The 12607-nt window shown below is 58.0% G+C and carries 11 protein-coding genes; 6 read left to right on the forward strand and 5 right to left on the reverse strand.

The annotated features are described in order from the left end of the window. The first annotated feature begins 81 nt into the window (after window positions 1-81). Both PSH76_RS10835 and PSH76_RS10840 read left to right on the forward strand, forming a co-directional pair. Window positions 82-813, forward strand: a complete 732-nt coding sequence (locus PSH76_RS10835; RefSeq protein WP_032880606.1) for a TetR/AcrR family transcriptional regulator — start codon at window positions 82-84, stop codon at window positions 811-813. Window positions 814-1213: 400 nt separating this feature from the next. Further along, on the forward strand, window positions 1214-5116 hold the full coding sequence (locus PSH76_RS10840) for a hypothetical protein (RefSeq protein ID WP_305494070.1): 3903 nt from the start codon (window positions 1214-1216) through the stop codon (window positions 5114-5116). Window positions 5117-5197: 81 nt separating this feature from the next. Here the strand turns inward: PSH76_RS10840 and PSH76_RS10845 are convergent, their stop codons facing one another. Together PSH76_RS10845 and PSH76_RS10850 are read right to left on the reverse strand one after the other, a co-directional pair. Then, window positions 5198-6259: an FUSC family protein gene (locus PSH76_RS10845; RefSeq protein WP_032896641.1), complete on the reverse strand. Its 1062-nt coding sequence runs from the start codon at window positions 6257-6259 to the stop codon at window positions 5198-5200. A gap of 163 nt (window positions 6260-6422) precedes the next feature. Then, entirely contained in the window at window positions 6423-8039 is a 1617-nt protein-coding gene (locus tag PSH76_RS10850) for an NADP-dependent glyceraldehyde-3-phosphate dehydrogenase (RefSeq protein ID WP_305494071.1), read from the reverse strand. A 138-nt stretch (window positions 8040-8177) separates the two neighbouring features. Here PSH76_RS10850 and PSH76_RS10855 point away from each other — a divergent pair, with 138 nt between their 5' ends. Beyond that, on the forward strand, window positions 8178-9056 hold the full coding sequence (locus tag PSH76_RS10855) for a Dyp-type peroxidase (protein WP_032896644.1): 879 nt from the start codon (window positions 8178-8180) through the stop codon (window positions 9054-9056). A 121-nt stretch (window positions 9057-9177) separates the two neighbouring features. Here PSH76_RS10855 and PSH76_RS10860 read toward each other — a convergent pair whose 3' ends face one another. After that, window positions 9178-9912 (reverse strand): carbonic anhydrase, encoded by a 735-nt coding sequence (locus PSH76_RS10860; RefSeq protein ID WP_305494072.1) that lies wholly within the window; start codon window positions 9910-9912, stop codon window positions 9178-9180. A gap of 190 nt (window positions 9913-10102) precedes the next feature. Between PSH76_RS10860 and PSH76_RS10865 the strand changes: the two genes are divergently transcribed. After that, window positions 10103-11251: an MFS transporter gene (locus PSH76_RS10865; RefSeq protein ID WP_305494073.1), complete on the forward strand. Its 1149-nt coding sequence runs from the start codon at window positions 10103-10105 to the stop codon at window positions 11249-11251. Here the strand turns inward: PSH76_RS10865 and PSH76_RS10870 are convergent. Next, window positions 11248-11769: a DUF3087 family protein gene (locus tag PSH76_RS10870; RefSeq protein ID WP_305494453.1), complete on the reverse strand. Its 522-nt coding sequence runs from the start codon at window positions 11767-11769 to the stop codon at window positions 11248-11250. The genes PSH76_RS10865 and PSH76_RS10870 overlap by 4 nt on opposite strands. A 114-nt stretch (window positions 11770-11883) precedes the next feature. Between PSH76_RS10870 and PSH76_RS10875 the strand changes: the two genes are divergently transcribed. Together PSH76_RS10875 and PSH76_RS10880 are read left to right on the forward strand one after the other, a co-directional pair. After that, window positions 11884-12063 carry a hypothetical protein gene (locus PSH76_RS10875; protein WP_161904052.1) on the forward strand — a complete coding sequence of 60 codons (180 nt, stop codon included), beginning with the start codon at window positions 11884-11886 and terminating at the stop codon, window positions 12061-12063. 12 nt (window positions 12064-12075) lie between these two features. Continuing rightward, window positions 12076-12276 (forward strand): DUF6021 family protein, encoded by a 201-nt coding sequence (locus PSH76_RS10880; RefSeq protein ID WP_078467858.1) that lies wholly within the window; start codon window positions 12076-12078, stop codon window positions 12274-12276. Window positions 12277-12306: 30 nt separating this feature from the next. Here PSH76_RS10880 and PSH76_RS10885 read toward each other — a convergent pair whose 3' ends face one another. After that, entirely contained in the window at window positions 12307-12543 is a 237-nt protein-coding gene (locus PSH76_RS10885; RefSeq protein WP_003192128.1) for a DUF6555 family protein, read from the reverse strand. Window positions 12544-12607 lie beyond the last annotated feature (64 nt).

The raw sequence follows: 12607 nt of genomic DNA on the forward strand, positions 1-12607 counted from the left end.
TCACTACTTGCTTTCGACGGGCGGCCCCGGTATAAAAAATCAAATTATTTTTTAAAACAATATTTCCGCCGTGGAACCCATATGGTCGCGAAGAAACTCAGCGCTCCAAACGTTACCAAGACTCGACTGCTGGATGCGACAGAGGCTCTCTTCATCAAGTACGGCTATGACGCCGTGTTGTTACGGCAGATCACCGAACGTGCCCAGGTCAACCTGGCGGCGGTGAACTACCACTTCGGGGACAAGGACTCCCTGATGAAAACCCTGCTGATGCAACGCCTGGAGCCGCTCAACGAGCAGCGCCTGGAACTGCTGGCGCGCTGTGAAGCCGAATCCGACGGCCCGCTGGATTGCGACACGCTTCTGGGCGTGCTGTTTGCTCCGGCCATGGGGCTGGAGCGCAGCGACCCGGCCAGCGGGGAAGGGCGCTCGTTCATCCGCTTCCTGGGCCGGGTCTACAGCGACACCTCGCCGTTCATCCAGGAATACCTCAAGGTGCATTATCAGCCGGTGTTCCAGCGTTTCTTTGAAGCCTTCGCCCTGGCCTTGCCGGATTTGCCGCGCAATGAACTGGGGGTGCGCCTGCAATTTGCCCTCAAGGCCATTTCCGGGGTCATGGCCGGCACCGAACTGCGCCTGCTGATGAACTCCATGAGCCTGGGCCGCCCGGCCACGGATGCCGAGGTGATGGCCAAGCTGATCACGCTGGTGTCGGCAGCGATTCGGGTGCCGCAGCAGAGTGCCGAGGCTGAAACGGCGTTGGCGAAGGTGCTGGAAACCCAGCGCGCCATTCGCGAACAGGCCACACGCTGAAACCCATCCCCAACCCCCTGTAGGAGCGAGCTTGCTCGCGAAAAACGCAATGACGCCGCGGTTAACCAGAATGCCCGCGTTATCGTTGATGTTCTTCGCGAGCAAGCTCGCTCCTACAGGGTGAGGCCGTTTCCTGACCAAAACCCAGGCAAAAAAAAGCCCGCTGGGGCGGCGGGCTTGATATGCAACGTTTGTAACGGATGAGGCTTCACACTACGGCTTGGCTTGTGAATAAAACGTGAAAAATATGTAAGAAGACGTGTGAATTTGCTTTACGGCTTACATGCATGTGAACGAGCAGGGTTATTACCGCTGGTCAGAACTGTCAATTCTCACAGGTGACGGGTTGTAGTTGAGGGGGCTTTTATTCCCACAGCGATCCCCGCTCAGGAGAAAAAAGATGCCGACCAAGCCTGCGAGTAAAAAAAATAGCATTGCAGCCAGCCCCAGCCCCAAGAAAAAATCTGCCGGCACGCATAAAACGACGGCCGCAGAACAGCCGTCGGTTTCCGTCCTTCCTGTAGCGAATAAAAAAAAGACCCCGCCGAAAAAAAAAGCATCGCTGCCTAAAGGCCCGGCACAACCCACAGTCGTTCAAGATCTCGACTCCCCCTACCCTGTGCCCAACCAAGTCATTCCGGTTCTGGGAGCGGCCTACGGGATTGGTTATCGTCATATCAAAGATGGTTTGACCTATGTCTTTGAGCGTTGGTCCAACTGTAAAGAGGGCGATACATATCATATATGGATGAACGGGATACACATGCAAGAGGGTAAAGTTAATTCCGTCAATAAAGATGATCCACGTTTTTTTCTGGTAATTCCCAGAACGACCCTGCTGCACTATTTTGTCAATAATGTATATGGAGAAGTCATCCGGGGCGGCCCGGGAACACCAAGTACTTCAGTACCGCAACGTATTCTGATACTGCACACGTTGCCCGGTGGGGATGGCAATTGCGACGGTTCCTACCACCGTGGATTGACGTTTACGCTCTCCGATGTCTATGTCGACTCCGTGGTTGCGGCTCTAGGTGTGACATGCACCATCCACAAGTGGGTGAACATGCGGGTCAATGACCTGGTTATGTTCTACTGGGGAGAGCACCGCTATGAGTTACCCCCTTTGCGTAATGATCAAGTCGGTTCCGACCTTACGTTCGCTATCGATCCTACTTTTTTAAATGAAGCGGGCAGCGGCCATTTTGTCGTGCAGTTCTATTTGTACGACGAGGTCTTGGATGTGTCTGGACCTTGCCACCGATGGAGCAAGCCGATTCCTGTCGACGTTGACCTTAACCTGACGTTGCTGGATGAGCCTGAGATTGTCGAGGCGGATGCGGCAACACTGCTCTTGGAAGCTGATGAGTTACATGGTCAACCTGCCACAGGTTCAGTACTGATTCGCAGAAATGATCCGAACTTTATCAGGGGGGATTTCCTTATTTGGAAGGTGGAAGGCAACACGGTGGATGGCGAGAATGTTTCCTATGGGTTTCGCTTGGAAGTTGAACTGGCGAATTACAACGACATTGCAATTCCCAACGCGTTTATCCGTTCTCTGATCCAAAGCACCTTGAAGATCTCCTATGTTCGTGAACGAGGCATGCTGGCATCCAGATCAACCATCTATGCGGTCGCTGGAGTCCTTTATACCTTGCCTCAGCCAGAGGTCGTCCAGGCGCATGGTCCATTTGTGGAGCCGGACTTGCCATACATCACTGCGGCAATGCCTGACTACACCCCACCCGGTAATGCAGGGGATAGCCTGCGAGTCAATATTATGGGGGATAACAAGGATGGCAGTGTCGAGCACGAATTCAGCGATCGCGCCGCCGGAACTCATCCCCGTTTCCGGGACTTCCTGAACGCCGTCTATGCACGATTCGAAGGATTGCTTCGTACCCGCGTCTATTATGGTGTCACGGGGCCAGTAAACATACGCGAGTCCGAACGTCGATATATCCAGATCGGGCGTCCGGCGCGCAGTTTAATCGCGCCACTTATTCAGGAGGCAGACGCCACCAACAATGTTAATCCGGACAGCATCGGCAGCGTCGCGACGTTTGAGGCCCGTGCAGAGTTCAGGGCCGGCGATGAAGTTATTATCAAATTCGTGGGATCGGTAACGGGAACAATCTCATCCTCTTATGTACTGGCTGTGAATTCCAACCCTTTTCTTGCTGATATTCCTAAACAGCTGATAGACGGCAATAAAAATGGCACGCTCACTATCAGTTATGTGCGCAGGCGGTTTGCCGTGGATGAGTTGTCCGAAGAGGCGACCTATACCATTGGCAGGGCATTGGGCTTGCTGTCCCTGCCCGAGGTCCTTGAGGCGACAACAGGGCCGGATGAACTCGACCCGTGGCTGGTAGTAAATACCGGAGCCACAGTACGTTGCCGCTATGATGAACCCAAGGACGGCGATACCGTCGAAGTCTGTTGGCTAGGGCTGGTCGGCGGCGGCGTACACTTTGAAGTCAAGGATGCGCAAAGCGGAGATGCTTATGTCGATGTGATCGTTCCGCCGGAAGCGATTGGCTTCAGTATTCATCCGTCTGGGCGTGATATCGACGTATCGTTTAAGGTGGTGCGTAATGGTTTTCCCACAGACTCACCAACCCTCACCTTGAACTTGCTGACCTTGAGCCATGTGCCTGGCGCAACGATTGATAGCATCGGCGAAAGCGCCGTTCTCGAAATACCCAAGTTACAAGACCTTGACCAGACCCGTGTGCTTCCCTGGCCATACATTGCACTTAAACAGAAGATGTATAAACGCTACATCGGAACCTTTAACAATGGTGACGCCTATTACGAGGAGACATTTGCAGGTCGTGATGTCTCATTCAACGATGTGAACGATGGACCCGCGTCTTACACGCCTGTTGGCAGATTGCGCAATCTGCAAGAGTGGACGCCCTTAGCCATTGAATTTGGTGTGACGTTTAATCACAGTAGCAACGCTGGTGACATTGTATGGTTCGAGACTCGCCATTATATGGTTCAGACCGAGTCCAATGTCTTCCCTCATCCGCAAATCAGGTATTCTTCTCCTCCGGACGGGCCTGAAGTTATTATCAGTCCCATCACCGTTGAAAATAAATGTCAGGTGTTGGTGACCTACCCGAACATGAACCAAGGGGGAGAGGATCTGATTACGCTGTATTTGATCGACTCACAGGGAACATCGATTGAAGTGGGTACGCTGCCTGGGCTTGACGGCGGCACGGTGACGTTCAATATCAGCAATGAGCTGGTTGGGGCGGCAATTAATACTACAATCCAGTTTCAGTATGAGGTGATATTGGGGCGTGGTGGTCAAGGCTCTTCGGAAGTTCAGATAGTGCATGTCCAGGCGATCCCTCTGGGCAGTCTGCCAAGAGCCTTTATCAATAATATTGGCAATGGAGGCAGCATAAATCCTGCCAGTCTGACTGGTAATGCTGTGTTGAGGATGGGCAAGTGGCCGTATAGTCAGGAAGGCCATATTGCCTGGTTAATAGTGTCTGCCCCAGGAGCGAGCACGCAGGAATTGCTGGTAGCGCACAGCGTTACCGCTAGTGAGGCTGCCAATGGCTTTATAAACCTCACGGTGTTGCGCAGTTGGCTGATGTCTGTGCCAAATAATGGAACCGTTACTATAACGCCGCATGTGAACTTCAATAAGCAGAATGATAAGCCAAAAGCGGTGGCCTTCCCGCAGACGCAGTACCGAATCATGCATACTACAGCATTGGTGTTCAATCAGGTGACGGTGTATTTGAACAGGAAAACGTACCTAATAGACGGATATCCAAATGTTTTGCCAGCTTTTGGTGCGGGTAATCAGGTCCAATATATGGCATCCGGCGGAACTCCTCCGTATATCTATTCTACCTCCAATGCCAATGTCGCCAATGTCACTAGCAATTCAGGATTAGTCACCGTGCGAGGTAATGGCACTGCATATATCAGCGTGCGTGACTCGTCATTCCCCGCACAGACGCGAAGTTACGCCGTTGTTGTCAGTAATGTGGTTCGCTGCCTTGATTTGGGTAATGGTACTGTTCCCACAAATCGGTCGGTCGCTGCCAACGCTGGCAGGCGCCTGCCCAGCCTGACAGAGGCTCGAGAAATTCATGCGGCGTATGGCGCTCGTTGGCCGATAGGGGGCGGCTACTTTGATTGCACGTCGACGTTCTCCCATTCTGAATGGTTTAGTAATTACTACTATGTAATCAACGTCAAAAACGGTGATACAGGGACAGCCAAGGATCACTTTCTTGGTGGTTACAGCAATGCTATCGGGCTGCTCTGAACAGGACTTGTTGTCATGAAATAGTAACGGGAGGGCTCACGATGAAGCTCTCCCGTACTTATTCACTGAGTTGCGTTAGCTTCAGATGCGCCAGCCTGCTGAGGTCGTCGCAAGCCGCTCGCGCATTCCCTCCACATTCTGCGCCAACTGCACTGTCAATAATCGATACCCATCCAGAGCGCTGTAAACCGGTTCACCCAGCGTGGACTCACGGGCAGTGGTGTGTCCGCTACGCTCCAACCGCTCCGTCACCCCCGACTTCAACGCCCGAGCCATCCCCACCAACTGCACCCGAATCTGCCGATGCTCGGCCTTCAACATGACTTGCATCCGCGCCGTAGCCTGCTCATCGCGTGGGTCCGGTCGGGTATTGCCCAGAATCTCCAACGTGCTGATGCACAGGCGCAGGTGCCGCTGGATCGCGTCCAGTTCAGTCATGGAAATCCGCACTTCCTTGGACACCGAAGGCATCAGCGAACGCAGCTGCACCATTGCCCCGTTCAAGCGGTTGAGCAGCTTGAGGTGTTCATCGTCGGTTACCGATTGGCCATTGATGATCCGGCTATAAATCTGCGCGCAGTCACGCAGGGCGCTGGCCAGGTTGTAGCGCCACGAATACACGGCGTACAACGGCAAGGCAAAGGAAAACGCCAGGGCCAGCACGATGCCGATCAGGATGTCGACGGTGCGCCACAAGCCATCGGAGATCGGGTTGTCGCCGTGGCCGGCGACGATAAATACGGTGATCGCCGACAGCAGCGCGATGTAACCGCCCTTGCCGATGGCGTGATAGGAAAAGAACCCACATACCACTGACATCAACAGGTAGGTGAGCAACGGCAGGCCGAAGTACGCCTGTTGCACCACCAGCAGCAAGCCGACGCTGGCGCCGATCAAGGTGCCGTAGGCGCGCTCGACGGCTTTCTTGCCGATATTGCCGTGGTGCTGCAGCCCGCCGATGACGATCAGCATGGTCACCGAGGCCCATTCACCGTGGGGCAGGTTGAGGCCGGTGGTCAGCAGGATGGTGGCCAGCAAACCCACTGATACGCGCGCGGCGTGGATCAGCTTGGCATGGCGAAAGCGGCGGTAGGGGTCGAGCAAGGGGCGCAGCAGGCGCCGGGCAAAGAAGGGCAGGTTCATCAGCAGTAAAGTGGCCTCGATTATCTGAGTGCGCGCGGTCAAATGTGGGAGCTGGCTTGCCTGCGATTGCATCAACGCGACCTGACTGAAAGACCGAGGTGCCGGCATCGCAGGCAAGCCAGCTCCCACACTGACCTGTCTGCACATTGGAACGGGATTGATTTTAGAAGATGTAGTCGGTAGTCAGGAAACTCGAATCGCGATTGCGCAAAATGTCGCTGACCAACGCCTTGTTACTGTCCTGGAACTTGGTCGCCACCAAGGTGCGGATCGAGAACACGCGCAAGGCGTCATGTACCGACAACGTGCCCTCGGCCGAGTTCTTGCGCCCATTGAACGGGAAGGTATCCGGCCCACGCTGGCATTGGGCATTGATGTTGATGCGGCCCACCTGGTTGGCGAAGGTGTCTACCAGGCGCCCGACTTCCACGGGATCGGTGCCAAAGAGGCTCAACTGCTGGCCGAAATCCGAGTCCAGCACGTAGTCGATCACGGTGTCCAGGTCACGGTAGGGCACGATCGGCACCACCGGGCCGAATTGCTCCTCGTGGTAGACGCGCATCTGCGGGTTCACCGGGTACAGCACCGCCGGGTAGAAGAACGAACCACGGCTGCTGCCACCCTCGGCATTCATCACCTTGGCACCATGGCGCGCCGCGTCGGCCACCAGCTCGTTGAGGTAATCGACCTTGCCCACTTCCGGCAGTGGGGTCAGCGCTACGCCGTCTTCCCAGGGCATGCCGGGCTTGAGCGTCGCCAGCTTGGTGTTGAATTTCTCGATAAAGCGTTCCACCACGTCTTCATGCACGAACAGGATTTTCAACGCGGTGCAACGCTGGCCATTGAACGACAGCGAACCGGTGACGGCTTCGTTCACCGCGTTGTCCAGGTCCACTTCGGGCAGCACGATGCCAGGGTTTTTGGCATCCAGCCCCAGCGCAGCGCGCAAACGGTGCGGCTTGGGGTGCAGCTTTTTCAAATCACTGGCGGCCTTGTTGGTGCCGATGAACGCAAAGATGTCGATCTTGCCGCTCGCCATCAGTGCGCTCACGGTCTCGCGGCCGCTGCCGTAGATCACGTTGATCACCCCGGCCGGGAAGCTGTCGCGGAAGGCTTCCAGCAAGGGGCGGATCAACAGCACACCCAGCTTGGCCGGCTTGAACACCACGGTATTGCCCATGATCAGCGCCGGGATCAGCGTGGTGAAGGTCTCGTTCAACGGGTAGTTGTAAGGCCCCATGCACAACGCCACGCCCAGGGGCACGCGGCGGATCTGGCCGAGGGTGTCCTGCTCCAGTTCAAAGCGGCTGCTGCGGCGGTCGAGTTCCTTGAGGGCATTGATGGTGTCGGTGATGTAGTCGCAGGTGCGGTCGAATTCTTTCTGCGAGTCTTTGAGGTTTTTGCCGATCTCCCACATCAGCAGCTTGACCACCGCATCGCGCTGTTCGCGCATGCGCCGCAGGAACGCCTCGACGTGCTGGATACGCTCTACCACGCGCATCGTCGGCCATGCACCTTGGCCACGGTCGTAGGCGCGCACGGCAGCATCCAAAGCGGTGAGGGCGGTGTCGGCATCCAGCAGCGGCGTGCTGCCGATGTGCACGCGCTCCTCACCTAGTTGCACCGGGCTTTGCACGCGGGCAAGCGGGCCGTTCCACACCTGTAACTGGCCATCGACCAGGTATTCACGTTGCTCAATGGGCGCCGCCAGGCGAAATTGCTCGGGAATCTGCGCGGTGGAGGTGGGAAACAGCTGGGCGAGCAGGTTGCTGGTGGTCATGTCGCTACCCCTGGAATAGTTGCAAAACATGACTAGAGAGTCACCCAACAAGCGGCTCTAACGCAAGGCTTGCGCGCATTCTTGTTCGCAGCGCGGTGTGCGCCGGGTAAACTGCGCGGCTTTTCAGAAGGAGTTCACATGAGTCAGTACCAGCCGGGCATTCTTGCCGCACCGGTGCCTTTGCAGGCCCGCCATCTGTTTTTTGCCCTCGACTCGCTGCAAGCCCTGCCCGCTGCGCTGGACGCACTGGTGCAGTTGACGGATGCGGCGGCTGTGGTGGGGTTCGGTGAGCCGCTGGTCAAGGCACTGGGCGCCGAGATCCCAGGGCTGCGCTCATTCCCGGCCGTCAGCGGCCGTGGCGCTCACAACCCGTCGACTCAACAGGCGCTGTGGGTATGGCTGCATGGGGTGGATCGCGGTGAGTTGCTGCTGCGCAGCCGGGCCGTGGAAAAAGCCCTGGCCCCGGCGTTTCGCCTGGTGCAGTCGACTGAAGGCTTCCGCTACAAGACCGGTTTTGACCTGACCGACTACGAAGACGGCACCGAAAACCCCCACGACGATGCCGCCGTGGAAGCCGCGCTGACCGACAGCGGCGCCAGCTTCGCGGCGATCCAGCAATGGCAGCACGACCTTGACGGGTTCGCCGCGTTGCCTGCCCAGGAGCGTGATCACATCATTGGCCGCCGCCATGGCGATAACGAAGAGCTCGACGATGCCCCCGAGTCGGCCCATACCAAGCGCACCGCCCAGGAAAGCTTCACGCCGGAAGCCTTCGTAGTGCGCCGCTCCATGCCCTGGGCCGAAAATGGCCAGGCGGGGTTGATGTTCCTCGCGTTTGGTCATTCATTCGATGCGTTCGAAGCGCAGTTGCGACGCATGAGTGGGTTGGAAGATGGGATTGTCGATGGCTTGTATCGCATCAGCAAGCCGTTGACGGGGGGCTATTACTGGTGCCCGCCGCTGAAGGACGGGCGCCTGGACCTGGACGTGGTTTTTGAGACGCGCCGCTTGCCTTGAGCGATCATTGCCCCCTGTAGGAGCGAGCTTGCTCGCGAAAAGCGTCAACGATAACGTGCGCCGCCAGAATCAACGCGGCGCCTTCGCGTTTTTCGCGAGCAAGCTCGCTCCTACAGAAAGCTTAACCGAGCATTTTCACCTTGCCGCTGTGCAGCTTGTACACGCCGCCCACTATCAGCAGTTTTCCCGCCGCGACCGCATCGGCCAACAAGCTTGATTCAGCCATGAGCCGCGCCATGGTGTCGGTGACATTTTGTGCAATGGCGTTTTCAAGCAGGTCGCCTGGCGCTTTCAATACCTTGTTCACCGAGGGTTTGAAAGTATCGGCCAAGCCCTGGATCTTGCCCGGGAAGCGGGCGTTATCCTTGACGGCCTTGACCCCCGCCGCGACGGCGCCACACATGTCGTGCCCCAATACCATGATCAGCGGCGTGCCCAATACCGCTACCGCGTATTCGAGGCTGGCAAGCCCGTTATCGGTGACGAAATTGCCCGCGACCCGTACCGCGAAGAGGTCGCCAAGGGCAGTGTCGAACGTGTACTCAGGGGCGATCCGCGAATCGGCGCAGCTCAATACCGCGACGAACGGATTTTGCCCGTTCACCAACACTTTGCGTTCGCGCATGAAGTCGTGACGGCTGGTTACGCCGTTGGTATAGCGTTGGTTGCCCTCCATCAACCGCTGCAAGGCAAGCTGTGGGCTGAGGTCGTTGGCGGGCTTGGGGCGCTCTGTCGGCGCTGGTGTTGCGTACGCGAGTGAGGGCAGCGCCCCGGCCAGTAGCGTTGCGCCTGTACTGACGGCAGCCAGGCGCAGGAAGTTTCGACGGTCTTTAAGGTGAGTTGGGCGGTCGCACATGGGCAAGGTTCTCAGGCGGGTTTGAGAGCACTAGGGTGCGAACCACGTACCGAAAGAGATGTAAGGAATATCCGTTTTTTTGGCTTGCCCGGTGGACGCAGAGCCCGATCAACACAAGACTCAGTCCTTGTAAAACAGGCCTGGGGAAGGCTAGTGTGGCGGCCTGAATATTTCTGAATGTTTCAGTTTTATGTCCAGCCTTGCCCAACGCACCGCCAATACCACCTCGCGCCGCGCGGCACTGACCCTCGGGTTTTGCCTGCCCAGTGATGTGTTGCTGTACCTGCTGCTGCCAATGGAGTCCGAGGCGTTCGGCATCACGCTGGCCCAGGCCGGCGTATTGTTGGCGGCTAACCGTCTGGTACGCATCTTCGGTTACCGGCATGTACTGAATTTTTATGCACGCAACGGCGACCGCCTGACCTGCACGCTCGCCGCCGGCGCGGCGGCGCTGTGCGCACTGGGTAACTCGGTGCTGTCGGGCTTCGCTGCGCTGTTGGGTTTGCGGCTGGTGTGGGGCCTGTGCTTTGCCGCGTTGAACCTGTCGACCCAAGTACTGGCGACGTCTGAACCTGAAGGGGCGGCGCGAAGGGCGGGGCGCTCACGGGCATTGATCGCCTTCGGGCCGATGCTGGCCCTGCCTCTGGGCGGGTTGCTGACGTTATGGGCCGGGCCGCGCCCGATCTTCCTGATTCTCGCCGCCTGCTGTCTGGTGGGGGTATGGATCGCCCGGGGCTTACCCACCGCCGGTCATGACTTGCACAGCACGCCGGGGCGCCGCTTCAAGTGGCCGGACAGTGTGGCACTGTGGTCGTTTATCGAAGGTGTCGCCCTGGATGGCTTGTTCATCTTTGGCCTGTCGATCCAGGCGCAGAAGATCATGGGCGGGGATGCGGTGCTGATCGCCGGGGGCTTGATGGGCCTGCGCTACCTGTCGGAATTGCTCCTGAGCCCCTTGGGCGGGCGTGCGGCCCAGCGTTTTGGCGCCACGTCGATGCTGTTGTGGTTTTCGTTCCTGAGCGCCGTGGCCCTGGCTGCGTTCGGCAGCCATTGGGTGATCGTCGGCGCGGCAGCGGTGTTGGTGCTGCGTGCCCTGCAATTGCCCTTGGTGACCACCCTGGTGGCCGAGCGCAACCCCGGCACCTTGCGCGTGTCTGCCTTGGCGTCCAACGCCGTATGGCGCGATATCGGCGCCGGCCTCGGGCCGCTGCTGGCGGGCCTGTTGCTGCCTGTGGCCTCGGCGCCCTGGGTGTTTGGCCTGGCGGGTGCGGCGATTGCCGTGAGCGCAGTGTTTTGCTGGCGGGCCAAATTGCCCACTGACGTGTCCCTGAGGCGTTAAGCGCTCTTCAGGCTGTCCAGCCAGGCCGGGTCCAGCCGGGTTTGCGCAATATCGATGCCCAGCGCCTGCATCTTTGCCTTGTGGGCCTCGATCTCGCCCACCAGTTGCGCCTGGGCGCTGGAGTTGGCGTCCAGTTCGTGCATCTGTGTCAGTCCCAGATGATAGAAACGCAACAGCTTGATGGCTGACGGGTCGTTGGCCCGTACCCGCTCGCTAACCTTGTGCATCACATTGGTCACGCTCATCAGGCTGCGCTTGAGCTGCCAGCCATACACCGCCGACGCCAGCCAGGGTTGGGTCCAGAACGGGCCACGTACCAGCGCGACGGTGATCAACACGCCGGCAAAGACGCCGCCGACGTTGAAGCGAAAATTATCACCGCCAGGCTCACCGAACAGCATCACTGCCAGGCTCGATAACAGCATGGCCAAGGCCAGGAACAGCACGGCAATGACCAGTGTGCTGCGACGGGTCTGTTGGCGATAGGTGGCGGGGTCGCAGGGTTTGAGCTCGAACATCTGGGGCAGGTCTCCAGAAAGGGCGCTCATCTTCTCATGCTTGCAGCAATGAAGTTGAACGATGGCCGCGGGCGATTTCTCTAAAACGGTGAACCCTTCATGAGGTCAGCCATCATGCCCGACTATAAACAGCCACCGCCTGGCACACCCGACCCGCACCGTACCCCCGGGGAAGAGGAGCGCGACAACGATGCGTTGCGCCCCAATGATCCGAAAGAACGAGGCCCGGACGACGATGTGCAGCGCGTCGAAGAAGACCTGGAAAACCTCCACGACAAAGCCCGCCCGCTTTAACAGGAGAACCTGATGAACAAGCGTACCGATGGCCCCCATTCCAACGAACATGCCAGTGGCAAGGATGAACTGGGCTTCGACCCGGACTCGCCGGACGTCGCCGACCCGCAGGTCGATCCGATCGGCCCGGCCATTGCGCCGCTGGACAAAAAGGACGACGAGACCGCGAAAAAAAAGCCGCCCTACGATCCGTTGGGCGACTTGAAGCAGTGAACCGAGCCCCGCCTATGTGCGGGGCTTTGTTTATCTGGGCGGGGACCAGCTGACGTCGCTGATGCCGTATTTTTCCGCCCAGGGCCGGGTGGTCTTTTTCACCTGCTCGTGACCCACGCGGCCGATGCGGCTGACATGGGCAATGTCGGCATCGACGGCCGCCCAATGCCAGGCCTCGGCGTTGTTCATCACTTCGGCGCGCACCACGAAAGACTTGGGTTTACCGTGTAGCTGATAGTGGACGGTGTAGATTTTTGCGGTACTCATGTTGCCTCCCAATCTTGTTATAGATGGATAGGCTGGCGCTCCAAAAGGTTCATTCAAAATGACA

The sequence above is a fragment of the Pseudomonas sp. FP215 genome (genome assembly GCF_030687795.1).
Lineage (GTDB): Bacteria > Pseudomonadota > Gammaproteobacteria > Pseudomonadales > Pseudomonadaceae > Aquipseudomonas > Aquipseudomonas salmasensis.